20 protein-coding genes are annotated in these 26,242 nt (G+C 68.9%); 11 read left to right on the top strand and 9 right to left on the bottom strand.

Going from position 1 to position 26,242, the window contains the following annotated elements:
• The first annotated feature begins 120 nt into the window (after positions 1-120).
• From BLT25_RS13350 to tuf, 4 genes are all read left to right on the top strand, one after another.
• A complete protein-coding gene (locus BLT25_RS13350; RefSeq protein WP_218131330.1) occupies positions 121-906 on the top strand; it encodes an ABC transporter ATP-binding protein in 786 nt (261 codons plus the stop codon).
• A 65-nt stretch (positions 907-971) separates the two neighbouring features.
• Positions 972-3,602 (top strand): ABC transporter permease, encoded by a 2,631-nt coding sequence (locus BLT25_RS13345; protein WP_256328586.1) that lies wholly within the window; start codon positions 972-974, stop codon positions 3,600-3,602.
• 10 nt (positions 3,603-3,612) lie between these two features.
• Positions 3,613-5,892, top strand: coding sequence for an FdhF/YdeP family oxidoreductase (locus BLT25_RS13340; RefSeq protein ID WP_091047592.1), 2,280 nt, complete (start codon positions 3,613-3,615; stop codon positions 5,890-5,892).
• A 360-nt stretch (positions 5,893-6,252) separates the two neighbouring features.
• Complete coding sequence (gene tuf, locus BLT25_RS13335) at positions 6,253-7,440, top strand: elongation factor Tu (RefSeq protein WP_091046605.1); 1,188 nt, start codon at positions 6,253-6,255, stop codon at positions 7,438-7,440.
• Positions 7,441-7,481: 41 nt separating this feature from the next.
• On the opposite strand, the gene BLT25_RS13330 is transcribed toward tuf, so the two are convergent.
• Complete coding sequence (locus BLT25_RS13330) at positions 7,482-7,934, bottom strand: PaaI family thioesterase (protein WP_256328618.1); 453 nt, start codon at positions 7,932-7,934, stop codon at positions 7,482-7,484.
• 25 nt (positions 7,935-7,959) lie between these two features.
• Positions 7,960-8,907 (bottom strand): NAD-dependent epimerase/dehydratase family protein, encoded by a 948-nt coding sequence (locus tag BLT25_RS13325; protein ID WP_091046599.1) that lies wholly within the window; start codon positions 8,905-8,907, stop codon positions 7,960-7,962.
• A gap of 81 nt (positions 8,908-8,988) precedes the next feature.
• Between BLT25_RS13325 and BLT25_RS13320 the strand changes: the two genes are divergently transcribed.
• Positions 8,989-9,894, top strand: a complete 906-nt coding sequence (locus tag BLT25_RS13320; protein ID WP_091046598.1) for an RNA polymerase sigma-70 factor — start codon at positions 8,989-8,991, stop codon at positions 9,892-9,894.
• Positions 9,895-9,941: 47 nt separating this feature from the next.
• Here BLT25_RS13320 and BLT25_RS13315 read toward each other — a convergent pair whose 3' ends face one another.
• The 3 genes from BLT25_RS13315 to BLT25_RS13305 all read right to left on the bottom strand — a co-directional run bounded on the left by BLT25_RS13315 (position 9,942) and on the right by BLT25_RS13305 (position 13,792).
• Positions 9,942-11,291 carry an acetamidase/formamidase family protein gene (locus BLT25_RS13315; protein ID WP_091047589.1) on the bottom strand — a complete coding sequence of 450 codons (1,350 nt, stop codon included), beginning with the start codon at positions 11,289-11,291 and terminating at the stop codon, positions 9,942-9,944.
• Between the two features lie 87 nt (positions 11,292-11,378).
• Positions 11,379-11,789, bottom strand: coding sequence for a hypothetical protein (locus tag BLT25_RS13310; protein WP_091046595.1), 411 nt, complete (start codon positions 11,787-11,789; stop codon positions 11,379-11,381).
• 8 nt (positions 11,790-11,797) lie between these two features.
• Entirely contained in the window at positions 11,798-13,792 is a 1,995-nt protein-coding gene (locus BLT25_RS13305; protein ID WP_091046592.1) for a DNA gyrase/topoisomerase IV subunit B, read from the bottom strand.
• 449 nt (positions 13,793-14,241) lie between these two features.
• On the opposite strand from BLT25_RS13305, the gene BLT25_RS13300 reads away from it, so the two are divergent.
• Positions 14,242-14,448, top strand: a complete 207-nt coding sequence (locus tag BLT25_RS13300; RefSeq protein WP_091046590.1) for a DUF7455 domain-containing protein — start codon at positions 14,242-14,244, stop codon at positions 14,446-14,448.
• 87 nt (positions 14,449-14,535) lie between these two features.
• Positions 14,536-15,021, top strand: a complete 486-nt coding sequence (locus BLT25_RS13295; RefSeq protein WP_091046588.1) for a DUF456 domain-containing protein — start codon at positions 14,536-14,538, stop codon at positions 15,019-15,021.
• A 126-nt stretch (positions 15,022-15,147) separates the two neighbouring features.
• On the opposite strand, the gene BLT25_RS13290 is transcribed toward BLT25_RS13295, so the two are convergent.
• From BLT25_RS13290 to BLT25_RS13280, 3 genes are all read right to left on the bottom strand, one after another.
• Complete coding sequence (locus tag BLT25_RS13290) at positions 15,148-17,115, bottom strand: N-acetylmuramoyl-L-alanine amidase (protein WP_091046586.1); 1,968 nt, start codon at positions 17,113-17,115, stop codon at positions 15,148-15,150.
• A gap of 140 nt (positions 17,116-17,255) precedes the next feature.
• Positions 17,256-18,830: an RNA polymerase sigma factor gene (locus tag BLT25_RS13285; RefSeq protein WP_091046584.1), complete on the bottom strand. Its 1,575-nt coding sequence runs from the start codon at positions 18,828-18,830 to the stop codon at positions 17,256-17,258.
• Positions 18,831-18,969: 139 nt separating this feature from the next.
• Positions 18,970-19,548: an HhH-GPD-type base excision DNA repair protein gene (locus tag BLT25_RS13280; RefSeq protein WP_091046582.1), complete on the bottom strand. Its 579-nt coding sequence runs from the start codon at positions 19,546-19,548 to the stop codon at positions 18,970-18,972.
• 122 nt (positions 19,549-19,670) lie between these two features.
• On the opposite strand from BLT25_RS13280, the gene BLT25_RS13275 reads away from it, so the two are divergent.
• Together BLT25_RS13275 and BLT25_RS13270 are read left to right on the top strand one after the other, a co-directional pair.
• Positions 19,671-20,891, top strand: coding sequence for a glycosyltransferase (locus BLT25_RS13275; protein WP_091046579.1), 1,221 nt, complete (start codon positions 19,671-19,673; stop codon positions 20,889-20,891).
• Positions 20,892-20,986: 95 nt separating this feature from the next.
• Complete coding sequence (locus tag BLT25_RS13270) at positions 20,987-21,472, top strand: hypothetical protein (RefSeq protein ID WP_256328585.1); 486 nt, start codon at positions 20,987-20,989, stop codon at positions 21,470-21,472.
• A gap of 7 nt (positions 21,473-21,479) precedes the next feature.
• On the opposite strand, the gene BLT25_RS13265 is transcribed toward BLT25_RS13270, so the two are convergent.
• Positions 21,480-22,403, bottom strand: a complete 924-nt coding sequence (locus BLT25_RS13265) for a DUF4192 domain-containing protein (protein WP_176883853.1) — start codon at positions 22,401-22,403, stop codon at positions 21,480-21,482.
• A 137-nt stretch (positions 22,404-22,540) separates the two neighbouring features.
• On the opposite strand from BLT25_RS13265, the gene BLT25_RS13260 reads away from it, so the two are divergent.
• On the top strand, positions 22,541-23,851 hold the full coding sequence (locus BLT25_RS13260) for a DNA polymerase IV (protein ID WP_091046575.1): 1,311 nt from the start codon (positions 22,541-22,543) through the stop codon (positions 23,849-23,851).
• A 149-nt stretch (positions 23,852-24,000) separates the two neighbouring features.
• On the top strand, positions 24,001-26,115 hold the full coding sequence (locus BLT25_RS13255; RefSeq protein ID WP_091046572.1) for a S9 family peptidase: 2,115 nt from the start codon (positions 24,001-24,003) through the stop codon (positions 26,113-26,115).
• Positions 26,116-26,242: the final 127 nt, after the last annotated feature.

Raw genomic sequence — 26,242 nt, 5'->3', positions numbered from 1 at the left:
ACCCTGCGAGCGAAGCGAGCAGGGTCGGAACGCGAGGAGATCGAGCGAACCCGCGAAGCGGGTCGAGATCCACGCCCGAAATGCCATGCGCCCCAACCACCCATAGGCAAGAGTTGAGGCGTGAGCCTCACAGACCCGGCACAGCGCGAGATCGCCGCCCAGGCGATCGACCTGCACAAGACCTACGGCAAGGGCGCCGCGGAGGTCCGCGCGCTCGACGGCGTGAGCGTGGACCTCTACGCGGGTCAGTTCACCGCCATCATGGGCCCCTCGGGCTCGGGCAAGTCGACGCTGATGCACTGCCTGGCCGCGCTCGACAAACCCACGACGGGCGAGGTGATCGTCGGCGGCCGCAAGCTCGGCAAGCTGCGCGACCGCCGCCTGACGTCGCTGCGGCGCGACAAGATCGGGTTCGTCTTCCAGGCGTTCAACCTGGTGCCGACGCTGACCGCGCAGGAGAACATCCTGCTGCCGCTCTCCCTGGCCCGGAAGAAGCCGGACCCGGGGTGGTTCGACCAGGTCATCGACACGGTCGGCCTGCGGCCTCGGCTCTCGCACAAGCCGAGCGAGCTCTCCGGCGGTCAGCAGCAGCGGGTCGCCTGTGCCCGGGCGTTGGTCTCCAAGCCCGACATCGTCTTCGCCGACGAGCCGACCGGCAACCTCGACTCCACCTCGGCCGCCCAGGTGCTCGACTTCCTGCGCCACAGCGTCGACGACCTGGGCCAGACCATCGTCATGGTCTCCCACGACCCGGTGGCCGCCTCCTACTGCGACCGGGTGATCTTCCTGGCCGACGGCCGGATCGTCGACGAGCTGGCCAAGCCGAGCCGCGAGGAGATCCTGGCCCACATGGCCGACCTGCAGGCTCGGGCGATGGGCCTGGCTCCGATCGGTGACGGTGCCTGAAAAGTGGACGAGCGTCAGCGAGTGAACCCAACGATCGGCACGCCGCCACGTCCTAACTCTGGCGCTTGCGCAACGGGGGTGGCGGCGTGCTCCGGCTGACGCTGCGCAACCTCGCCGCGCACAAGGTGCGCCTGCTCATGTCGACGCTCGCGATCGTCCTGGGGGTGGCGTTCCTGGCCGGCGTACTCACCTTCTCGCACGGGCTCGACCGCACCTTCTCCGGAATCATCAACGGCTCCACGCCCGACGGCCAGGTACGCCCGACCAACAGCGCCAGCTCGGCCGAGGCCAGCCGTCCCGGAGCCGGCGGCGCGGCCACGCTGGAGCCGGAGGCCATCGAGAGGCTGCGTACGCTGCCGGAGGTCGCTCGCGCCGACGGGGTGGTCCAGGGTGCGGGGCTCTATGTGCTCGACACCGACGACAAGCTGGTCAGCAGCTCGGGTGCGCCGACGCTGGCCTTCAACCACACCGGAACCCCCAACCTGCTCGGCGAGCCGTCGCTCGAGCTCATCGAGGGAAGCTGGCCGACCGGGGAGAAGGAGCTCGTCCTCGACGAGGCGACCGCGGAGAAGGCCGGCTACCGGGTGGGCGACTCCGTCACCCTGATCGCGCCCCAGGGCGAGACCCGCCGCAAGGTCACCCTCACCGGTACCGCCTCCTTCAACGGCGGTGGCACGGCCGGCGCGCAGCTGCTGATCTTCAGCACCGCCGGCGCCCAGAGCCTGTTCACCGAAGGCAAGGACGTCTACTCCGGGATCTCGTTGACCGCCGCCCCCGGAGTCAGCCAGAAGGAGCTCGTCGCGGCGGCGAACACGGTGGTACCGAAGGGTTTCGAGGCCGTCACCGGCGACAAGATGGTCGAGGAGTCCGAGGACGCGATCGGTGAGTTCCTCGACGTGATCTCGGTCTTCCTGATCGTCTTCGCGGTGATCGCGGTCATCGTCGGCGCCTTCATCATCGTCAACACCTTCTCGATCCTGATCGCGCAGCGCTCCCGCCAGCTGGCGCTGCTGCGCGCTCTGGGCGCCTCTCGCCGCCAGGTCACCACCTCGGTGCTCTTCGAGGCGCTGGTGATGTCGCTGGTCGCGGCCACCATCGGCGTCCTCGCCGGCTGGGGGCTCGCCCATGCCCTGGCCGCCGCCTTCCGTCAGGCCGGTCTGGAGATCGCCTCCGACGTCCTCGTCCTCACCCCGCGCACCATCTGGATCTCCTACGCCGTGGGCGTCCTCGTCACCCTCGCCGCGGCGCTGCTCCCCTCCCGCCGGGCCGGGAAGGTCCCGCCGGTGGCGGCGATGCGCGAGGACACCCAGCCTCCGGCCAGATCCACCATCCTGCGTACGTCGGTGGGGCTCGTCCTGCTGGCCGCCGGGCTCGCGATCGCCGCGGTGCCACGGATCGGGGTTCCGGAGATCAGTCTTCCCGGCGGGTTCGACGTGCCGACGAGCCCAGCGCTGTGGGTGGGTGTCGGGGCCGGGATCTCGATCCTCTCGGTCGCCTGGATCAGCGCGTTCCTCGGCCGCCCGGTCCTGGCGGCGCTGCGTACGGTCTCGGGGGCGCTCTTCGGGATGACCGGCAAGCTGGCCGGCCAGAACGCGATGCGCGACCCACGGCGCACCGGCGCCACCGCGTCGGCGCTGATGATCGGGCTGGCGCTGGTCTCGCTGATCGGCGTGCTCGCCGCCTCGATGAACGCCTCGATATCGGACGTGGTCGAGGAGCAGTTCAAGCCCGACCTGGTCGTGCAGAGCCCGACCTTCACCCCGTTCCCGACCTCGATCGGCGACGAGATGGAGAAGGTCGAGGGCGTGGCCACCGTCTCGCGTTCGCAGATAGCCCAAGCCGTCGTCGGCGAGGTGGACCTGCAGAACCCGAAGAAGAACGAGGTCGCGTTCCTCTTCGGCGTCGACGAGCACCTGTCGCAGGTCTACGACCTGGACGTGCTCGAGGGCAGCGAGGACCTCAAGCCCGGCCAGGTGCTGGTCACCGACGAGGCCGCGAAGGAGCACGACTGGCGCCTCGGCGACCGCATCGACCTCACCTTTGTCAGCGGCCGCCAGCAGCACCCGCAGATCAGCGGGATCATCGCCCGCACCCAGGTCACCGGCGACATCACGATGCGCATCGAGGACCTCGTCACGGCCAAGGTGCCGCGCGAGGACGCCTCGCTGAGCATCATGCTCGCCCGCGGAGCCGACCCCGCCGTCGTCCACGAGCGTCTCGACAAGCTCGTCGAGGATCGCCCGGTGGTCGCGGTGCAGGACAAGGACGAGTTCGCCGAGTCGATCAAGGGGCAGGTCAACCAGCTGCTCTACATGATCTACGGCCTGCTCGCGCTGGCGATCGTGATCGCCGTGATCGGCATCGTCAACACCCTCGGCCTCAGCGTGATCGAGCGCACCCGCGAGATCGGGCTGCTGCGCGCCATCGGCCTCTCCCGGGGCCAGCTGCGCCGGATGATCACCCTGGAGTCGGTGACGATCGCGGTCCTCGGCGCGGTCCTCGGGCTCGTCCTCGGGGTGCTCTTCGGGGTGCTGCTGCGCGACGCGCTGCGCGAGGACCTCACCAGCCTGTGGGTGCCGCTCGACCAGCTGGCCGTCTTCTTGGCGATCGCCGTCGTCGTCGGCGTCCTGGCCGCGCTCCTACCCGCCATCCGCGCAGGAAGGGAAGACGTCCTCAAGGCCATCGCCTCGGAGTAGTGTGCTTCGGGTGAGCACCGAGCACACCACAGACCTGCCCGAACCCACCCTCCGCGTCCACGAGCCGGAGACGGCCGCGGTGGGGATTCCCGGGGTGGCCCACTCGATGGAGTACGCGCTGCGCGAGATGGGCCCCAGGCGCAGCCTGCAGACGCTGCTCCAGGTCAACCAGGTCGGCGGCTTCGACTGTCCCTCGTGCGCCTGGCCGGACCCCGACCACCGCAAGGCGGCCGAGTTCTGCGAGAACGGCGCCAAGGCGGTGGCGTGGGAGGCGACCCGCAAGCGGGTCGGCCGCGACTTCTTCGCGGCCAACTCGGTCTCCTCGCTCAACGAGCGCGACGACCACTGGCTGGAGTCGCAGGGCCGGCTGACCGAGCCGATGTACATCGCCCCCGGCGAGACCCACTACTCCCCCATCACCTGGTCCGAGGCGATCTCGCTGATCGCCGATCGCATGCGCGCGGCCGACCCCGACCGTTCGGTCTTCTACACGTCGGGCCGCGCGTCCAACGAGGCCGCGTTCGTCTACCAGCTGCTCGCCCGCCAGCTCGGCACCAACAACCTGCCCGACTGCTCCAACATGTGCCACGAGTCCAGCGGCACCGCGCTCGGCGAGGTGATCGGCATCGGCAAGGGCACGGTCACCTACGACGACCTCGCCGAACACTCCGACCTGATCTTCGTGGTCGGCCAGAACCCCGGCACCAACCACCCACGGATGCTGACCGCGCTGGAGTCCGCCAAGGAGAACGGCGCCAAGATCGTCTCGATCAACCCGCTGCGCGAGGCCGGGATGGGGCGGTTCCGCAACCCCCAGACCGTACGTGGCGTCAGCGGCGTCGGCACCCAGCTCGCCGACGTCCACGTGCCCGTGCAGGTCAACGGCGACCTCGCGCTGTTCGCCGGGATCAACAAGCTGCTCGTCGAGCGCGACGCCGTCGCGCACCCGTTCCTCGAGGAGCACACCGACGGGTTCGAGGTCGCGGCGCAGGCCTGGGCGGCGATGGAGTGGGACGAGATCACCCGGCTCAGCGGCATCTCACGGGAGGAGATCGAGTCCCTCACCGACCTGGTCGAGTCCCGCGAGCGCGTCATCGTGTGCTGGGCGATGGGCCTGACGCAGCACAAGAACTCGGTTGCCACGATCCGCGAGATCGCCTCGTTCCTGCTGCTGCGGGGCAACATCGGCAAGCCCGGCGCGGGCGCCTGCCCGGTCCGTGGCCACTCCAACGTGCAGGGCGACCGCACCATGGGCATCTGGGAGAAGCCGCCGGCGCGGTTCCTGGACGCGATCGGTGACGAGTTCGGCATCACGCCGCCGCGCGAGGACGGTTTCGACGTCGTCGCCGCCATCGAGGCGATGCGCGACGGCGCCGTCGACGTCTTCCTCGCCCTGGGCGGCAACTTCGCCGCCGCGACCCCCGACACCGCCGTCACCACGGCGGCCCTGGCCAACGTCGGCCTCACCGTCCAGGTCTCGACCAAGCTCAACCGCAGCCACCTCCACCACGGCCGCGAGGGCCTGATCCTCCCTTGTTTGGGCCGCACCGAGCGCGACGAGACCGGCGGCCGCGAGCAGTACGTCACCGTCGAGGACTCGATGGGCATGGTCCACGCCTCCCGCGGCCGCCTGCTTCCGGGCTCCAAGGAGCTGCGCAGCGAGGTCGGCATCGTCTGCGCCATCGGCGAGGCGCTGTTCGGCTCGGCCCAGGGCATCGACTGGGCCACGATGGGCGTGGACTACTCCCGGATCCGCTGGCACATCTCCGCGGTGGTCCCCGGGTTCGAGGACTTCGAGACACGGCTGAAGTCGCCCGGAGGCTTCGCGCTTCCGAACGGCCCGCGCGACTCGCGCACCTTCGACACCGCGACCGGACGAGCCCGGGTCACCGCCAATCCGCTGACCGCGGTCTCGGCTCCCCCGGGCCACCTGCTGCTGCAGACGCTGCGCTCCCACGACCAGTTCAACACCACGGTCTACGGCTACAACGACCGCTACCGAGGCATCAAGGGCGGGCGCCACGTCGTCTTCGTCAACCCCGAGGACCTCCGCGAGCTCGGCATCGCCGACGGCGACACCGTCGACATCGTCTCGGTCTGGACCGACGGCGAGCGCCGCGCCGAGGGCTTCCGCGTCGTCGCCTACGCCACCCCTCGAGGCTCGACCGCGGCGTACTTCCCCGAGACGAACGTCCTCATCCCGCTCGACTCCTACGCCGACGGCAGCCGCACCCCGACCTCGAAGTCGGTCGTGGTTCGCCTAGCCCCGCGCCGAGTCGGCTCATCCTGACAACAAACCCCGTCGAGTCGGCGCGTCATGACGCGCCGACTCGGCGATGAATCACGTCAGTTCGCGCCGACTCGGCCGACAGGAATTACTTTGCCGCGGCCGACGTTGATGCCTATCGTGATCCGCATGTTCCGCGTGGTTTCCGAGTTCGACCTGTCAGGCAAGAGCCTGACGGGCGCTCCCACGTGGGCTCCGTCAGTCGATTGCACCGGCGCTCGAAGCTGACCCTCCTCCTGCCTCGCAGGACCCGCGGAGGAGGGTGGCCCGCACCGGCCCCCTCACCGCGGTGACAGCGCTGTGAGGGCTTGCCGGAGGGTCCTGGCTCACCCCGAAACCAATTGATCAGACAAAGGAACACTCATGGCCAAGGGCCAGTTCGTGCGGACCAAGCCGCACCTCAACATCGGGACGATGGGTCACGTCGACCACGGCAAGACCACCCTGACCGCCGCGATCACCAAGGTGCTCGCGGAGCGCGACCCGAGCGTGAACCGCTTCATCGCCTTCGACGGCATCGACCGTGCTCCGGAGGAGCTGCAGCGCGGGATCACGATCAACATCTCGCACGTCGAATACGAGACCGCGACCCGGCACTACGCGCACGTCGACATGCCTGGGCACGCCGACTACGTGAAGAACATGATCACCGGCGCCGCCCAGGTGGACGCCGCCATCCTGGTCGTCTCCGCGCAGGACGGCGCCATGCCGCAGACGCGTGAGCACGTGCTGCTCGCGCGCCGGGTGGGTGTGCCGTACCTCGTGGTCGCGCTCAACAAGGCCGACACCGTCGACGACCCCGAGCTGCTCGACCTGGTCGAGCTGGAGGTCCGTGACCTCCTCTCCGAGTACGGGTTCCCCGGCGAGGACGTACCTGTCGTCCGGGTCTCCGGACTGAAGGCGCTGGAGGGCGACCCGGAGTGGACGGCCGCGATCGGTGACCTGCTGGACGCGGTCGACGGCTACGTGCCGGTGCCGGAGCGCGAGCTCGGTGAGCCGTTCCTGATGCCCATCGAGAACGTCGTCACCATCACCGGTCGCGGGACGGTGGTCACCGGTGCCGTCGAGCGCGGGTCGCTGAAGGTCGGCGACGCGGTCGAGGTCGTGGGCCTCGGCGCGACGCTCACCAGCACGGCGATCGGCCTCGAGACGTTCGGCAAGTCGCTGGAGTCCGCGGACGCGGGCGACAACGCAGCGGTGCTGCTGCGTGGCGTCAAGCGCGACGAGGTCCGTCGCGGCCAGGTGGTGGCGTTGCCGGGCAGCGTACGTCCGCACCGGAAGTTCCGGGCGAACCTGCACGCGCTGTCCACCGCCGAGGGTGGCCGGCACACCCCGTTCGCCGCGGACTACCGGCCGCAGTTCTACTTCCGGACCACGGACGTGCCCGGCGGGATCGACCTGGGTGAGATCGCCCTGGTCATGCCCGGCGACACGATCGAGCTCGGAGTGGAGCTGGAGAAGCCGATCGCGATGAACGTCGGACTCGGCTTCGCGGTCCGCGAAGGCGGTCAGACCGTCGCCGCCGGCACCGTGACCGAGCTTCTCGACTAGAAGATGGGACGGCCCTCACCTGGTGGGGGCCGTCTCCCATTTCAGCTGCGAGGGCGCCAGCGCTTCCACAGCGCCTCGCCCTCGGCGCGGACCTTCCCGTCCCACTCCAGCCGCACCAGCGAGGTGATCTGGTCCTCGCTGGCGTCCTTCGTGGACGCGACGAGCGTGACCGGCTCCCGCAGCGGTGCCGGCCGTCGGTAGCGTACGTCGATCCCGGCGGTGACGTAGGCCAGGGATTCCCCCTCGGCAGGCATCCAGCCGTTGAGGAACGCCTCTTGGTGCACCGCTGCGGCGCTGTGGCAGTCGAGCACGGTCGCGATGATCCCGCCGTTGAGGAACCCGCCGCCGTTGTCGTGCTGCGGCCACGGCTGGAAGGTCGCGGTCACGCTCCCGTCCAGCTGCGGATAGCTCTTCAGCTGGAGCCCCTGGGCGTTGGCCGGCCCGCACCCGAAGCAGGTCATCGTCGGCCACCACTCGTCCTGCAACGCGATCATCTTCACCGCGCCACCATAACCACGATCAGCCGATCCCGGTCCGGAAGCCCTCGCGCCAGGTGGCGTAGGACGGCGTCCAGCCGAGCTCCCGCTTCGCCTTGGCGTTCGAGGAGCCGCGCACCGAGGTCATCAGCGCGACCCCGAACTCGCCGATCAGCGGCCGGGCGAGCCAGGCGGGAAGGCGCATCGGGTTCCGGCCGCCGACCTGCTCGGCCAGGAACGGCATCCACTGGTTCACCGGTGCCGGCTCGTCGTCGACGATGTTGTAGATGCCCGGGGCGCCGCGTTCGATCGCCGCGGCGGTCGCGGCGCCGACGTCGTCGATGTGGACGAACGACCACACCCCGGTACCGCCGCCGACCACCGGCATCTTGCCCGCACGCAGGAGCTCGCCGATGGCGCCCTCGCGCGAGGCGGCGTTGCCGGGGCCATAGAAGTTCCCGTAGCGCAGCACCAGCCCCTCGAGGTCCGACGCCGACGTCACTGCGTCCTCCAGGTGACGGATCGCCGCGAGGCTGCTCCGCGCCTCCTTTCCGGGGTCGCCGATGAGCGGGGTGGTCTCGTCCTTGACCCAGCCACCGGTGCGCTCGTAGGTCCAGCCACCACCGAAGCTCTGCGCGACGAACCGCCGCACCCCGGCGGCTCGGGCCGCCGACAGCAGGTGGTCGGTGCCCTCGGTACGCAACCGGTTGGTCATCGCGAACTCCTGGTCCCACTTCTTCAGGTTGCCGGTGAGACCGGCCAGCGCGGTGAGCTGGTGCACGATCACCTCGGGCTCGACCTTGGCGACGGCGTCGTGGACGCTCTGCGCGTTCAGCGGGTCCATCACGATCCCGGTCGCGCCCATCCCGGCCAGCGCCTCGCACCCGGTCTCGTGGCGGGTCGAGCCGTAGACCTCGTGCCCGGCAGCCACCAGCAGCGGCACCATCCGGATCCCGACCGCGCCGGTTCCGCCTGCGATGAAGATTCGCATTTCCTTGTCCTCTCCTCGTTGTTGCCCCCACCGACGAAACAACCTGCGCTCCTGTGACAGCTGGCGTAAGGTCCTGCGATCGTGGACCTCGCAACCGCCCATGACGGGCTCCGCCCGCTGATGTTCTCGATCGCCTACCGGATGCTCGGCAGCGTCGCCGAGGCGGAGGACGTCGTGCAGGAGGCGTTCCTGCGGATGCACCGCAGCACGCAGGTGACCGGGGACGTCGAGAACCTCGATGCGTACGCCACCACCGTCACCACCCGGATCGCGATCGACACGCTGCGCTCCGCCCGCCACCGCCGCGAGCAGTACGTCGGACCGTGGCTGCCCGAGCCGATCCTGGTCTCCGACGAGGACCCCGCGCACCGCTTCGAGCTCGACGAGACCGTCAGCACCGCGTTCCTGGTCCTGCTGGAGTCGCTGACACCGGTCGAGCGTGCGGTGTTCGTGCTGCGCGAGGTGCTGGGCTACGACTACGAGGACATCGCGCCCGTCGTCGACAAGAGCGCGACCAACTGCCGCCAGATCTTCACCCGTGCCCGCAAGCGGATCGCCGACGGCACGCCTCGCTTCGACCCGTCCCGCGAGCGCCGCGACCAGCTCGCCTCGCAGTTCGTCGCCGCGCTGTCAGCGAGCGACATCGCCGGCCTGGAGCGGCTGCTCGCCGACGACGTCGTGTTCGTCGCCGACGGCGGTGGCCGGGCTCCTGCCATCCAGAAGCCGATGCTGGGCGCCGTCGCCGTCGCCCGCTTCCTGCTCGGGCTCATGCGCCAGGGCGAGCGCTTCGGCGTACGTCTGGAGCTCTCCTACGCCAACGGTCAGCCGGCGATGCTCACCCGCGGTGCCGACGGCGCCCTGCTGGGCGTCATCGCGCTCGACGTCGACGGTGGCCGGATCGTGCGCATGCACAACGTCCTCAACCCCGACAAGCTCGGCCACCTGGGTGAGGTCGGCGACCTCTTCGCCCTGCTGGCCGAGCGCTGACCGACGAGGTCACCCGTCCCCACTGCCGAAGCGTTGTGACGCCTCGGTCAAGAGATGTCGGCCTTGCTGATGATCCCGTGCACCCCGACCGTGCGGTCGACGACCTGCGAGACCACGAAGTCAGAGGCGGCGGAGAGGTAGGCGTACGCGATCGCCCGGTCCAGACCCATGTCGTGCTCGAGGAAGTCGAGGGCGTTGACGACCGCTCGCCTCATCGCGACATCGAGATCGCTACCCTGGCCGCCGACCGACCCGTCAGGGTCGGAGAGGCCGATCGGGATGTAGGCGCTGTCCGTCTCGGCGAACGGGTAGTCGTAGGCCACCGATGGAGCCTCACCCGACCCGGGCTTGCACACCGTCAGCCGGAACGTGCCCCGAAGGGAGCCCTCCAGCGCCGTGAGCGCGACCTCGCCGTTGCCCATGGCCATGTGCGGGTCGCCGACGTAGAACAGCGCTCCCTCGGCCTTGACCGGGAGGTAGAACGTCGAGCCCACCCCGAGCAGGTTGATGTCGATGTTGCCGCCGCCGAGCGTCGGCGGGATCGAGTTCGCCTCCGGAGCGGTCAGCTCGGTCGTCTCGGCGTAGGCCACGCCCATCGTTCCGAAGAAGGTGTTCACCGGAAAGCTCACCCGGGACCTACCGGCGCCCATCCTCACCTTGTCGCCATGGAGCTCGGCGAAGACCGACACGTTTCCGTACGCCGTGGGCTCCCCGGTACCGCGACCGTCGGTCGCCACCGGCGGCATCACCTCGTCCAGCGTGATCCCCGCGGGCGCAACTCCGTCCTTGGTGAGCGCGAGCGCGCCCTTGCCGTGACGCGAGGAGACGATCCCGTACGGCACCCGCGGCGCCGCCTCGAGCGTCTCGATCTTGAGCACGTCGCCGGGCTCGGCGCCCTCGACGAAGACCGGCCCGGTGATGACATGAGGCCCGTCGACGTCGAAGTTGCGCCGGGTACGGTCATAGGAGGCGGCGACCTCTACCGCGTCGCGGAGCACGTCTTTGCTGCGTACTCCGTGCTCACCGAACCACGCGACCGGGTCGCGGCCCTGATCCTCGAGAATGCCCTCGTGGGAGATGGAGTCGATCGTCACCGTACGCCCGGACCGCACCCGCGCCACCGCCGTGGCGTGCACCGAAGGGACGTAGCCCCACAGCACGTCGTCCGGCTCCGAAGGCAGATAGACGTCGCCTGCGATCCGGCCCTCTCCCGGCTGCAGGATGCCGCCGAAACGTCCTGGCTTCCGCGGGGCCGCGGAACCATGGGCGTGAGCCGCGGCCGGAGCACCGACCGCTGCCGCACCGGCACCGGCGACGCCCAGCGCCGCCTGCACGAGCCTCCGTCGTCCCAGACCCGCTGCCAAGTGCTCGGCAGCTCTGCGTCCATCATGGGTCATCATCGTCTCCTCAACGTCGGCTACAGCGAGCCTGACGCTAAGGAAGCCGCATTTCGGACCTGTGACACCCGCGGGTCAGCGACGTGTCTACTCCTCCAGGAAGGTGCGCAGCGACTGGTCGACCAATGGACGACCCAGCTCGCCCGAGGTCAGCGCCGCCCCGAGGGCACTGACCGAGTCGAGGCGACCGACGAGCTCGACCAGCTCGCCGACCTCGTCGGCCAGCTCGGTGGGTGTGGCCGCACCCAGCGGCCGGTCGAGCAGCAAGGGACAGTCGACCGGACCGCCCTCGGGCTCCGGGTGGCCGAGGGCGGCGACCCAGCAGCCGATCTCGAACTTCAGCGGGGCGCTCGGTCCGGCACCCTGGGCGCGTAGGTCGACGTACCAGACGATGTCGTCCTTCTTCGGGTCACCGAGCCGGTGGTGGCCTTTGCGCAGCGGCATGCCACCGGCCTTGAACGCCTTCGTCGCCGCTGTCCGTGCTGCCTTCTGATCCACCGTGGCGCCTAGAAGTCGAGGTCGGTCTCGGAGAGCTGACCGCCTCCGGCGACGATGAACTCCTTGCGCGGAGCGACGTCGGAGCCCATCAGCAGGTCGAAGACCGCAGCGGCCTCGTCGGCGTCGTCCAGCGTCAGCCGGCGCAGCGTCCGGTGGCGCGGGTCCATGGTCGTCTCGGCCAGCTGGTCGGCGTCCATCTCACCCAGACCCTTATAGCGCTGCACCGGGTCCTTCCAGCTGACGTTCTTCTTCTTCAGCTCGGCGAGCTTCCGCTGCAGCTCCGGGTCGGAGTAGGTGTAGATGTACTTCTCCATCCCCTTCTTGGGGTTGGAGATCTCGATCCGGTGCAGCGGCGGGACCGCGGTGTAGACCTTGCCGGCGGCGATCAGCTCGGGCATGTACTTGAAGAACAGGGTCGCCAGCAGCGTACGGATGTGGGCGCCGTCGGAGTCGGCGTCGGCCATGAAGATGATCTTGCCGTAGCGCGCCGCGTCCAGGTCGAAGCCCCGACCGGTGCCCGTCCCCACGACCTGGATGATCGAGGAGCACTCGGTGTTCTTCAGCATGTCGCCGACCGAGGCCTTCTGGACGTTGAGGATCTTGCCGCGGATCGGCAGCAGCGCCTGGAACTCGGAGTTGCGGGCCACCTTGGCGGTGCCGAGCGCGGAGTCACCCTCGACGATGAACAGCTCGGCGCGGTCGTCGGTGGTGCGGCAGTCGGCAAGCTTGGAGGGCAACGCGGAGGACTCCAGAGCGTTCTTGCGCCGCTGGTTCTCCTTCTGCTGGCGCAGCGAGAGCCGGGTCTTGGAGGCGGCGTACACCTTCTCCATCACCAGCTTGGCCTGCTGCTTCTGGGCTCCGCGGGACTCGGTGAGGAACGCCTTCATCTCCGCGGCGACGACCTTGCGCACCACGCTGCGAGCCGCCGGGGTGCCGAGGATCTCCTTGGTCTGACCCTCGAACTGCGGCTCGGCCAGGCGCACCGTCACCACCGAGGTCAGCCCCTCGAGGACGTCCTCCTTGACGATGTCCTTGTCGTTGACCTTGAGCACCTTGGCAGCGCGCATGGCGTCGTTGAACGTCTTGGTCAGCGCGTTCTCGAAACCGCTGACGTGGGTGCCGCCCTTCGGGGTGGCGATCACGTTGACGAACGAGCGGATCTCGGTGTCGTAGCCGCTGCCCCACCGCACCGCGATGTCGACGCCGAGCTCACGCTCGACGTCCTGCGGGGTCATGTGGCCCGCGTCGTCGAGCATCGGCACGGTCTCGGTGAAGGTGTCCGAACCCTGCAGACGGAGTACGCCGCTGACCGGCTCGTCCTTGGCCAGGAAGTCGACGAACTCGGCGATGCCGCCGTCGTGGCGGAACTTCTCCTCGACCGGGCCCTCGGCGCCGGTGCCGGACTGATCGCGGATGACCAGCTCGAGCCCCGGGACGATGAAGCTCGTCTGCCGGGCCCGGCCGAGCAGCCCCTCGAGCTCGAAGCGGGCGTCCTTGGTGAAGATCTGCCGGTCCGGCCAGAACCTGACCCGGGTGCCGGTCTTGCCCTTGGCGACCCGCTTGCCCTTGCGGGTCAGACCGCTCTGCGGCGTGAAGCCGGCCGTCGGGCCGTCGCCGTCGAACACACCGGGCACACCACGGCGGAACGACATCCCCTGCTGGGCCGGCGAGCGGTCCACGTCGATGTCCATCCGGCTCGAGAGCGCGTTGACGACCGAGAGGCCGACACCGTGCAGACCGCCGGTCGCGTTGTAGGAGCCACCGCCGAACTTGCCGCCCGCGTGCAGCTTGGTCGCGACCACCTCGACGCCGGGCAGCCCGGTGCGGGGCTCCTTGTCGGTCGGGATACCGCGGCCGTCGTCGTAGACCTCCACCGAGCCGTCGGGGTGCATCGTCACCTCGACGTGGCCGGCGACTCCGGCCAGCGCCTCGTCGACGCCGTTGTCGATGATCTCCCACAGGCAGTGCATGAGGCCGCGGGTGTCGGTCGAGCCGATGTACATACCGGGACGCTTGCGCACCGCCTCCAAGCCCTCGAGGACGAGGAGGTGCGCGGCGTTGTAGGTGTTGTCAGAGATGATCGGCTCCTGCGTTACTGCGTTGTTCGCGGGGGTGTTGCGTGGGGGGTGTTGCTCGGATGAAATCTACCGTGCGACACGCCCGGGTCTCACGCAGGCACGCGGCAACCGGCCATGCGCCATCGGGCGGCACATGTACGTCGTGATCGGTCCGTTACGTGGAACTTGCGGGTTTCGATGCACGAAATGGTCGGTCGACAGGTAAGAATGTCTGTCACGGACAGCGATGTCCCGCGGGGTAGGTCCGACCCGGATCCCCAACCCGGAGCGACAACTGCAAGGATTAGAGGTGCGACCGCGGTAAGAGGCCAGGGAATCTTCTTGGACTCACGTACGTTATCCCGGCGCAATCATGATTCAGAAATGAGGCCGATGTGACCACTGCCGTTGCCACCAGCTCGCCGCTCACGTCCGAGGACCGTTGCGACCGGTGCGGAGCGCAGGCCTACGTACGTGCGGAGCTCCACTCCGGCGGCGAACTGCTGTTCTGCGCCCACCACGCCCGCGAGCACGGTGAGAAGCTCAAGGAGATCGCGAGCTCGATCACCGACGAGACCCACAAGCTCACCGAGAAGAGCTGACCCCACCCATCTACTCCCCGAAGGCCCGGACCCCGACGGTCCGGGCCTTCGGCATGTCTGCGGGATCACAGGGCTAGGGTTCGCTCCGTGAGTCTCGTCGAAGTCCTCGTCGCGCTGGTCATCGCCTTCGGCATCGCCGGCATCATCGTCCCTGTCCTCCCCGGCGGCGCGCTGCTAGTCGCCGGCGCGATCCTCGGCTGGGCCATCTGGCTGGGAGAGTCCACCGGATGGGTGATCTTCGGCATCTCAGCCGTCTTCATCGCCATCGGGCTGATCACCAAGTACGCCATCCCCGGCAAGCGCCTCAAGGACTCCGGGATGCCGCTGTCCACCCAGATCGTCGGCGCGATCCTGGCCATCATCGGCTTCTTCGTGATCCCCGTCGTCGGCGTCTTCGTCGGCTTCCCCATCGGCGTCTTCCTCGCCGAGCTCCGCCGTCACGGCGGTGACGTGGGTGAGGCCTGGACCTCCACCTGGACCGCCCTGAAGGCGATGGGCCTGTTCATCCTGATCGACGCCATCGCCGCCACCCTCGCCACCATCACCTGGGTCGTCGGGCTCATCCTCACCTGACCCCGACCCCGCCCGGCCGAATCGGCAGTTGTGGCGAGCCGAGAATGTAGTTGTGGGCGACGAAGCTCGAATTTCGTCGCCCACAACCACATTCTCGGCCGCCGTTTCTGCGGTCTCGGCCGAGGGTCAGCCGTCGGTCACCGTGACGTCGTCGGCCTTGACGTACGCGATCCGATGGTTGAACCAGATCTGGTAGTAGGTCGTCTCGCCGCTGATCACGATGCAGTCGGGGACGCCGTCGACGGTGGCGCAGTTGAAGTTGTTCGCCTTGTAGTAGTCGGTCGGGATCCTGGCGTCGGCCAGGACGTACTTCTGACCTGCGGGGATGGTGTACTGCAGCGGCGCGATCGTCCGCGGCGTCACGCCGGCGGGGTAGTCGCTCGCCTCCGTGGGATAGGCCGTCCCGTAGATCTTGGCGGTGGTGCCGGCCTTCGGCGTGACGACCTTGCCGTCGGAGGGCAGGAGTACGTCACGGGGGTTCTGGATCCAGCCCTGCTTGCCGCCGAACCAGACCCCCCACCACGTCGGGCGGGTCCGGTCGTTGACGACGACCTTCTGCCCGGCCGCCAGGCGCGGGCCCCAGTTGGAGACCTTGGCGGAGCCGCCGACGACGGTGTCCGGCAGCAGCGGAGCGTCGGTGGAGGGCTCGGCATAGACGTTGACGAAGTTGGTGCCCCGGTCGCTCGGGCACGGGACGCCCGCCTCCGTGCAGCCGGTCATCACGTTGCCGGTGTTGGTGTCGAAGTCGGGGTTGACCGTCCAGATCTCGCTGCGTGAGTGCCGGTCGGGCTTGATCGGCGACCGCAGCAGGTCGAAGTAGTGGCTCCAGTCCCAGTAGGGGCCCGGGTCCCAGTGCATCCCGGCGACATTGGCCGGCGCGACGCCCTGGACCTGGTCGTGGCCGATGATGTGCGCCCGGTCCAGCGGGACCTCGTAGCTCGCGGCCAGGTAGCGGACCAGGGTGGCCGAGGTCTGGTACATGGCTTCCGTGTACCACGCGCCGTCGGCGGCGTAGCCCTCGTGCTCCAGCCCGATCGAGTGGCTGTTGACGTACCAGTTGCCGGCGTGCCAGCCGACGTCCTTGCCGGGGATGTGGTGCGCGACGTGGCCGTCGACCGAGCGCAGCGTGTAGTGCCAGCCGAGGTAGGTCGGGTCCTGGACCAGCCTCACGGTGCCGTCGTAGGAGGTCTCGGTGTCGTGGATGACGATGTAGTCGACCGAACCTTCCTCGGGCCGGCTGCCGAGGTCGTGGTTGCCGTAGTCGCCCACCGTGTCGCCGGTCTGTTCGTAGGGCGCCGGCAGCGACTCACATCCGAGCACCGCCGGGCACTCGACCGTCCCCGCCCCCGCCGTCGCGGCCTCGGCGAGGTCGAGCCGTCCGATCGCCTCCTCGCTGGCGGTGACCGGCTTCGCGGCCAGGGTGACCCGGTGGCCGTCGTTGGTCGTACGCGACTCCCCCGCGCTCAGCGTCGCGAACACCTGCCGCGCGAACTTGAGCGCGGTCGCCTCGTCGGCGGCTCCGCTGTAGCGACCGACTGCCGCAGTCCAGTCCGCGAGGCTCTCCGCCCCGCCGGCAGCCTCCTGGTAGTCGGCCAGCACGGCGGCGCCACCACAGATGTTGGCGACCGCGTCCTCGCGCAGATCGGCGACCGGGATCCCCGTGATGTCATTGGCCGTACGCAGCGTCTCGACCTCACCCAGCCTGACCGACTCCTCGCGCTGGCGAGTGGTGCGGGCCTGGTTGGAGCCGTCGCCCTTGCCGAGCGGGTCGGGATGAGCCTCGGTGTCCTTCGCCAGGGCCGGCAGGTCGGTCAGATGCATCGGTCCGTAGCCGCCGGACGTGCTCGGCGCCTCCCCGTGGGCATCCCAGCGCGACTCCATGTAGGAGACCGCGAGCAGCACGTCGGCCGGCACCCCGCTGGTCTCGGCTGCCCGATCGAAGACCGCCTCTCGGTCGGTCGTGCCCTCCAGGCAGGCGCTCCAGTCGGGCTCCGACGCGGAGGCAACCGCCGTGATCGGCACCGCGACGAGCAGACCGCCGAGCAGTGCTCCGGCCGCGGCCAGAGCCGGCCGGTGTGGACGTGAGAGACGCATAGGCACGAGAAACCTCCCGGGACGCGGAAAACCGACCCGTGCAACCTAGCCGACTCTGCAGTTGTGGCGGGCGAGTCTGCAGAAATGGCGAACGCCCTCCCAGAGATCCGGGAAGGCGTTCGGGGTGATCTTAGCCAGGTTCAGTCGAGATAGTCGCGCAGAACCTGCGATCGGGACGGGTGTCGCAGCTTCGACATCGTCTTGGACTCGATCTGGCGGATTCGCTCGCGGGTGACCCCGTAGACCTTGCCGATCTCGTCTAAAGTCTTCGGCTGACCATCGGTCAGGCCGAAACGCATGCTCACGACGCCGGCCTCACGCTCGGAGAGCGTGTCGAGCACCGCGTGCAGCTGCTCCTGGAGGAGCGTGAAGGAGACCGCGTCGGCCGGGACGATCGCCTCGGAGTCCTCGATCAGGTCGCCGAACTCGGAGTCGCCGTCCTCACCCAGCGGGGTGTGGAGCGAGATCGGCTCGCGGCCGTACTTCTGGACCTCGATGACCTTCTCCGGGGTCATGTCGAGCTCCTTGGCCAGCTCCTCCGGGGTGGGCTCGCGGCCGAGGTCCTGGAGCATCTGGCGCTGGACGCGCGCGAGCTTGTTGATGACCTCGACCATGTGCACCGGGATACGGATGGTGCGGGCCTGGTCGGCCATGGCGCGGGTGATCGCCTGACGGATCCACCAGGTGGCGTACGTAGAGAACTTGTAGCCCTTGGTGTAGTCGAACTTCTCGACCGCACGGATCAGACCCAGGTTGCCCTCCTGGATCAGGTCCAGGAAGAGCATGCCGCGGCCGGTGTAGCGCTTGGCCAGCGAGACCACCAGTCGGAGGTTGGCCTCGAGGAGGTGGTTCTTGGCGCGCTTGCCGTCCTCGGCGATCCACTCGAGCTCGTCGAGGATCTTCGGGGTGATCTTGCCGCCCTTGCCGAGCTTCTCCTCCGCGAAGAGACCAGCCTCGATCCGCTTGGCGAGCTCGACCTCCATCTCGGCGTTGAGCAGCGGGACCTTGCCGATCTGCTTGAGGTAGTCCTTGACCGGGTCGGCGGTCGCGCCGGCGACCATGACGGTCTGCTCGGGCTCGTCGGTGTCGTCGGAGGTGGAGACGACGAAGCTCTGCTTCGAGGCCTCTTTCTCGTCCTCCTTGATCGTGGGATCGGCGGCGACATCCTTCTCGAACTGCTCGTCGGGGATGTCGGGCAGGACCTTCTTGCCGTCGGGACCGAGCTGGATGACCGGGGTCTCCTCGTCGGTGTCGTTGTCCGAGTCGTCGTCCTCGATGTCGTCGACATCGACCTCGACGTCCTCGAGGACGATCTCCTCGCCGTCCTCGTCGATCTCGGTCGTCTTCTTCGGCTGGGGCTCGTCGGCCTTCTTCGCCGCGACCTCGGTGGCCGGCTTCGCGGGCTCAGCCGCCGCCTTCTTGGCGGCGGCCTTCTTCGCCGGCGCCTTGGCCGTGGTCGTCTTGCGGGTCGAGGTCGTCGCCGCCGCGGCACGGCCGGTGACGGCGGTGCCGAGGTCCACCGAGATGCCGAGCGTGCTCAGGTGACCGAGCAGTGCCTTGAGGTGCCTGGGCTCGACCGCAGCATCCTCGCTGGCCTGGCGGACCTGGTCGGGACTGACCCGTCCGGTTGGCTTGGCCTGGTCGATCAGTGCCTTCACGGCAGGGTGGGCGAGTACCTCAGCGGGTATCTTGCGCGCGTTCGAGGACACGAACACCTCTCCGTCGAACTTGGTCGAGACTTAACAAAAACTGAGTTTGGGCGCGGCAGGGCCCGGGGTCGTCAAGAGCCGCAGATTCATTCTGCCACGATGGTGGTGAACATTCCCCATCCGGGGCATCATGTCCCCCAGCAACTCATCCGGCTGCTTTGGCTGCGGCTTTCTTCTGCTGTTTGTAGTCGCGTACCTTCTGCAACGACGCAACGTCGACGACGTCAGCCACAGAACGGTAACCATCGAGTGCGTAGTCGCCGACGGCCTCCTGCCAGCCCTCGGGCCGCACTCCGAGTTGCTTGGCCAGCAGCGAGACGAAGATCTGCGCCTTCTGCTTTCCGAAGCCCGGGAGCGCCTGGATCCGCTTGAGCAGTTCCTTGCCGCTGGTGGCCTCGGTCCACAGCCGGGTGACGTCGCCGCCGTACTCGTTGGTGACGATCGTCGCGATGCCCTGCACCTTCGCCGACATCGAGCCGGGGAACCGGTGGATCGCCGGCGGCGTCGAGGCGATCGCCTTGAACTCCTCGGGGTCCATCTCGGCGATCTTGGCGGGATCCAGATGGCCGAGGCGGGTCACCAGCTTGTGACCTCCCTTGAACGCATCCTCCATCCGATACTGCTGATCCAGGGCCATACCCAGCAGCAGCGCGAACGGATCCTCGGAGAGCAGCTTGTCGGCGGCCTCGTCGCCGGTGATGTGGAGAGAAGGCATAAGGGACATCCTGCCTCATCCGGGGAAGCAACACGCGGTCGAAGCCGAAGGCAGCAGTCGGGGAGGCGATACGGTTTCGCGCAGGCGGCACAACGGACGTGAGACCACCTGCGTCCAGGAAGGACGTTTCGATGGCGACCGTGCTGTTCTGTCCGGTGACCTTCAACCTCGCCGAGACCACGCGAATGATCCAGGTCGCTCGCGCGTTGAGTACGAGCCACCGTGCCGTGTTCATGGGCTATGAGGATGACTACGTCGACCTCATCCGCGATGCCGGCTTCGAATACATCTCGCAAGCTCCTGCGTTCACGCGCCGGGAGCGCGAGCAGCTGATCGCGTTCGATCAGGGCAAGACGTTGAAGAACCCCTTCACCGAGCGGGTGGTGGCCGACCGCGTCTCGATCGAGCGCCAGGTCATCCGCGAGCAGAGCGCTTCGGCCGTCGCGACCGGATCGAACCTGACGTCCTACATCTCCGCCCGTGCCGAAGGCGTACCGCTCTACTATCCGGTCCCGTTCGCACTGACCGAGCCGCAGGTGAGGCAGGCACGGCACCTGTTCCTCGTGGCGAGGAGAGGGCGCGCGGCGCGATTCGCGGATCGGTTGGCCACGGCCGCGTTTCGGTGGATCTACACCAAGGCACCGCTCGCCCCACGCTCGTTCACGACCGTAGCGGTCGCGAACGGCGTGTCTCCGATGCGGACCATCTCCTCGCTCCTGACCGCTGATCGCAACCTGATCACCGAGATGCCGTGGGAGCTCGACGGCTTCACGCTGCCGGAAGGCTTCGAGCGCGTCGGGCCGATATTCGCCCACATCGAGGTGCCGATGCCGTCGATCGTCGAGGAGCTGGCGGCCGCATCGCGGCCGCTGGTCTACCTCGGCCTGGGCTCCTCGGCCAACCGTCGGCTCGCCGTCGCCGCGGCGCACGCACTCGGCACACTTCCGGTGAACGTGATCGCCTCGATCTCCCACTACCTGGACGGTGGGGAGAGCCTTCCACCGAATGTTCACGTGACCGGACTGCTGCCCGCGCACCGGCTCGGTGGCCTGGTAGACGCGGCTGTGCTGCATGGCGGACAAGGCACGATCCAGACGGCCTGTGCCACCGGTATCCCTTTCGTCGGAATGGGGTTGCAGCCGGAGCAGACCTGGCACGTGCGTATGTGCGAACAGCGCGGAAACGCAATCGCGGTATCGCCGAAGCGCGTCGGGTCACCTGAGTTCGTCAGGGCCGTACGTCGCATTCTCGCCGACCCGGGCATCCGCGCCGCCGCCTCGGAGGTTCAGCGGGCGTACGTCGGGGCGGATGGTGCCGCGGCGTCCGCCCGGATCATCGAAGCCGGGCTCTGAGCCGGCCGGGCGAACCCAAGGACGTCACGCGTCTGTGGTCCGGACCCTGTGGAAAGACGGTCGCGGGAATCCGGCATCCGTTGCACGCTGGGCCCATGGCCTCCATGCCCACTCTGTCCGAGACGTCCGTCGAAGGGCTGCACGAGCCGCTCTCGCCAGTGCTCGAGAAGCGGCTGCGACGTGCTGTGCTCGACCACACCGCCACTGAGCACCGGCGCTCGTTCCTTGCGCTCGTCCATCTCGGCATCCCCGGCGGCAAGGAGGTCGCGCACGCGCATCGCGAGGACGAGCCCACCGACCAGTGGCTGCGAACCGACATCATCCACAGCATGCGCCGCCGAGTCGGCGTGCCCGACCCGATCGTGTGGCTGACTCGCTCGACCGCGGCGACGCCCGAGGAGATCGGTGCCGGCCACCTGGAGATCGAGGACGTCGACCTCCGCTGGCTCTCCGCCGCCCGGCAGGCGTTCCGGGAGATCGGGGCACCCCTGACGTACGTCGTGGTGACCCGCAACGCGTGGCTCGACCCGCGCTCGGGGCTGAGTCGCCGGTGGAAGCGGCTGCGCTACCGCAACGGCTAGGCAACGACTAGGCGGGACGGTCCGACCGGAGCGCCTCCTCCCAGGCCGTCGGAGGAACGGCACCTTCGAGCATCTGCGCGACCAGCACCCCGAGGCCGTGGTGACGCTCGCTCGCGAAGCACCTGTCGAGGGCACACCAGGCGAGCGCGCCGTCACCGCCCAGCCAGGCGGCGAAGGCCAGCACCGCGGCCGGGTGGGCGACGTGGTCCTCGGGGCTGCGGCGTACGACATCGGTCCACAGACGTACCTGAGCCCTGGCCTCCTCCCGGGTCATCCCACCCCAGGCGGCGTCGCGCCGCTGCGGGTCGCGCAGTGCGAGCAGCAGCGAGGCGATCTGGCCGGCCGACAGCACCGTCCCGGCGACCGCGTCGTCGACCAGCCGGCCGACCTCGTAGATCTTCATCGACGCCGCCTGCCCCAGCGCGGCGTCGGTCTCGGCGACGGCCGTTGGGACTGCCGCGATCGAGGCGGCCAGCTCGGTGCGCGAGCGGCGCACCAGATGGCCGTCGTAGACCGCCTGGGCGCGGAACGGATGCGCACCGACGTCGAAGGGCACGCCGTCGTCGGGAACGCCGTGGAACCCGAGCGGGTCGAACCATCGGCCGTCCTGCACGCGCAGGCACCCGATCAGGTCGATCTCGCACTCGGCGAGCCTTTCGGCCAGACGGCGGGCGAGCTTCATCCCGAAGCGCGGGCCACTGTCGTAGAGGACGAGCAGGACACCGCGAACCTGGTGGCGGACGGCGGGCAGCAGCAGGCTGTCCAGGCAGCCCTCGACCTCGTCCGGCGGAGGTAGGTCGATCCTGCCGTGGACCTGATGCTCACCGCCGAAGGTCAGCATGACGAGCGACTTCTCGGGCTGGAAGCCGAGCAGGACGGGGACTGCCGCCAAGACGTCCTCGGGACGGGCGATGGAGAGTTTCGTGGTCATGCGGACCACGATCGCCGCGACCCACCGACAGTTTCGGCGCCAATAACCGTGCCTGTGAACAACCGCCTCCCCAACCATTGCTGTGGATGGTCAACGGCCCGAAACAGACTGTCCCCGCCGCCAGATAGGTTGCCACCATGAGAGCGCACGCGTCGGTGATGCATCTCGACCTGGACGCGTTCTTCGCCTCGGTCGAGCAGCGCGACAAGCCGTCCCTGCGCGGCAAGCCGGTGGTCGTGGGCGGCATCGGCGGACGCGGCGTGGTCAGCACCGCCTCCTACGAGGCCAGGACATTCGGCGTCCGCTCGGCGATGTCGACCCGCGAGGCCCGTGCGCTGTGCGGCCATGCCGCCTTCCTCTACCCGCGCTTCCACGCCTATAAGAAGGTCAGCGAGCAGGTCTTCGGGATCCTGCGCGACCTGTCCCCGCTGGTCGAGCCGCTCTCGCTCGACGAGGCCTTCGTCGACCTCGCCGCTGCCGACCTCCCCGACCTCGAGGTCGAGACCGTGACCGAGACCGCCTCGAGGATCCGCGAGGCGGTCGCCGAGGTCACCGGTGGCCTGAGCGCCAGCGTCGGTCTGGCCAGCTCGAAGTTCATCGCGAAGATCGCCAGCGACCTCGACAAGCCCGACGGCCTGGTCGTGGTGGCGCCCGGCACCGAGCTCGACCTGCTCCGCCCGATGAACGTCAAGGTGATCCCCGGCGTCGGCCCCGCCACCGCCGAGCGCCTGCGCCGCGCGGGCATCCACACGGTGGCCGATCTGGAGCAGGTCAGCGTCGAGGAGCTCGTACGCCTGGTGGGCAGGTCGCACGGCACCAACCTCTACCAGCTGGCCAGGGCCCAGGACGACCGCCGCATCGAGCCCGAGCGCGAGACCAAGTCGGTCAGCGTGGAGGGCACCTACGACACCGACCTGACCGACCGGCCGCTGATGGAGCAGATCCTCACCCGGCAGTCCGGCGAGGTCGCCGCCCGGCTGAAGAAGAACGGTCTCTCCGGTCGCACGATCACGATCAAGGTGCGGCTCTACGACTTCACCACGATCAACCGCTCCTCGACCCTGCCGGCCCCGACCGACCAGGCCGGCACCATCGCCCGCCTGGCCAGGACCCTGCTCGGCGAGCTCTTCACCGCGGGCGAGACGGCCGGGGGCGTACGCCTGCTCGGGGTCGGCGTCTCCGGGCTCGCCGACTGGATCCAGGAAGACCTCTTCGGCGACGACACCGACGAGGACGCCGAGCCCGACCTCCCCCTGCCCGAGCCGGTGCGGCGGCCGACCTGGGCGGCCGGGATGGACGTCGTCCACGCCGAGATGGGCCGCGGCTGGGTCTGGGGCTCGGGGCGCGGCGTCGTGACCGTGCGCTTCGAGACGGCCGAGACTCCCGCCGGGCCGGTGCGGTCCTACGCGGCCGACGACCCCGATCTGCAGCCGTTCACCGAGTCCTGAGGCCCGCCCCCCAGCTCGATGGTGCCGTCGCCGCGTGCGGGTGCGGTATCGCGCCAGGCGGCGAAGGTGTGCGATAGCGCGCACCGATGCACCCGGCGCGTCCCTCCTGTGCTCGGGGCTTCGAGGGTGGCGGGGATAGGGTCTCGTTCATGTCTGCCGCCCTTCCCTCGACGCCCTGGCCGATCGCCCCCAAGAAGCCCTCGTCCAAGCAGTTCCACGGCCTGACCCGGGCCGATGACTACGAGTGGCTCCGGGAGAAGGAGAACCCCGAGGTCATCGCCTACATCGAGGCCGAGAACGCCTACACCAAGGAGCAGACCGACCACCTCGCCGACCTGCGCACGCAGATCTTCGAGGAGATCAAGGCGCGCACGCTCGAGACCGATCTGAGCGTCCCGACGCGGTCGCGTGGCTACTGGTACTACGGCCGCAGCTTCGAGGGGAAGCAGTACGGCGCCAGCTGCCGGGTGAAGGCCACCGACCCCGACGACTGGACCCCGCCGAACCCCGACGAGGTGACCGGCGAGGAGGTGCTCCTCGACCTCGACGCGCTCGCCGAGGGCCACGACTTCTTCAGTCTCGGCGGCTCCTCCGTCAGCCCGTCGACCACCCTCCTCGCCTATGCGACCGACGTCGCCGGCGACGAGCGCTACACCGTACGCGTCAAGGACCTCACCACCGGCGAGCTCCTCGAGGACGAGCTCACCAACGTCCACGGTGGCGCGACCTGGGACCGCGACTCCTCGGCGCTCTACTACACGACCGCCGACGAGTCCTGGCGCGCCGACAAGATCTGGTGCCACCGCCTCGGCACCGGCCAGGACCAGGACGAGCTGGTCTTCCACGAGACCGACGACCGGTTCTGGGTCGGCGTGGGACGGACCAAGTCCGACCGGTTCATGTTCATCGGCACCGCCGCGAAGATCACCGCCGAGTACCGCTTCCTCGACCTCGACGACCCCGACGCCGGCTGGCAGATCTTCGCCGCCCGCGAGGAGGGCGTCGAATACTCCGTGGAGCACGCCACCATCGCCGGCGAGGACGTCTTCCTGGTCACCCACAACGCCTCTGGCCCCGACTTCGAGATCGCCACCGCGCCGATCGCACCGACCCCGCGGACCGAGTGGCAGCCGCTCCTCCCCCACACCCAGGGCGTACGCCTGGAAGACGTCGATGCCTTCGCCGGCCACCTGGTCGTGCACCAGCGCAGCGACGGCCTGACCCAGGTCCGCATCCTCGAGCTCGGCGAGGACGGGGTGGCCGACGACTACCTGGTGAAGTTCGACGACGAGCTCTACACCATCGGATCCGGCTCCAACCCCACCTTCGAGAGCCCGGTCGTGCGGCTCGGCTACACCACGATGCGCACCCCGGCCTCCGTCTACGACTACGACGTACGCAGCCGCGAGCTGACCCTGCTCAAGCAGGCCCCGGTCCTCGGTGGCTACGACCGCGACGACTACGAGGAGCACCGGCTGTGGGCGACGGCCGGGGACGGCGTACGGGTGCCGATCTCGATCGTGGCGAAGAAGGGGCTCCACGAGTCGGGGCCGATCCCGGTGCTGCTCTACGCCTACGGCTCCTACGAGGCCAGCATGGACCCCTACTTCTCCATCGCCCGGCTGAGCCTGCTGGACCGAGGGATCGGGTTCGCGATCGCCCACATCCGCGGCGGCGGCGAGATGGGCCGGGCCTGGTACGACGACGGGAAGATGCTGAAGAAGCAGAACACCTTCTCCGACTACATCGCCTGCGCCCGCCACCTGGTCGAGTCGGGCTGGTCGACCCCGTCCACGATCATCGCGGAGGGCGGCAGCGCCGGCGGCCTGCTGATGGGCGCGGTCGCCAACCAGGCGCCGGACGCCGTGGGCGCGGTCGTCGCCGCGGTGCCGTTCGTGGACGCGCTGACCACGATGCTCGATGCGACGCTGCCGCTGACCGTCACCGAGTACGACGAGTGGGGCAACCCGGAGGCCGACAAGGAGACCTACGACTACATGTCCTCCTACGACCCCTACACGAACGTCACCGCCCAGCACTATCCGCCGATCCTGGCCGAGACCAGCATCAACGACACCCGCGTCCTCTACGTGGAGCCGGCGAAATGGGTCGCCAAGCTGCGCGCGACGGCAGAGAATCCTGGTGACGTACTCCTGAAGACGGAGATGGCGGCCGGACACGGAGGAGTCTCGGGACGCTACAAGGCGTGGGAGGACCGGGCGTTCAGCCTTGCCTGGATGATCGACCAGGTGAGCTCTTCGTAGGGCATATCTGCGGGAATCTCGGGGTACTCCATGAGAAACCCCTGAGATTCGCCTCATGATGCAACTTATCGCCCGCGGCGTACGTCGAACCGGACAAGAGATCGAAGACGGATTCGATGACAAGGCG

It is taken from the genome of Nocardioides sp. YR527 (assembly GCF_900101045.1).
Classification (GTDB): Bacteria; Actinomycetota; Actinomycetes; order Propionibacteriales; family Nocardioidaceae; genus Nocardioides.
The sequence above is the reverse complement of the archived record's forward strand: the minus strand, read 5'-3'. Positions and strand labels throughout refer to the sequence as shown.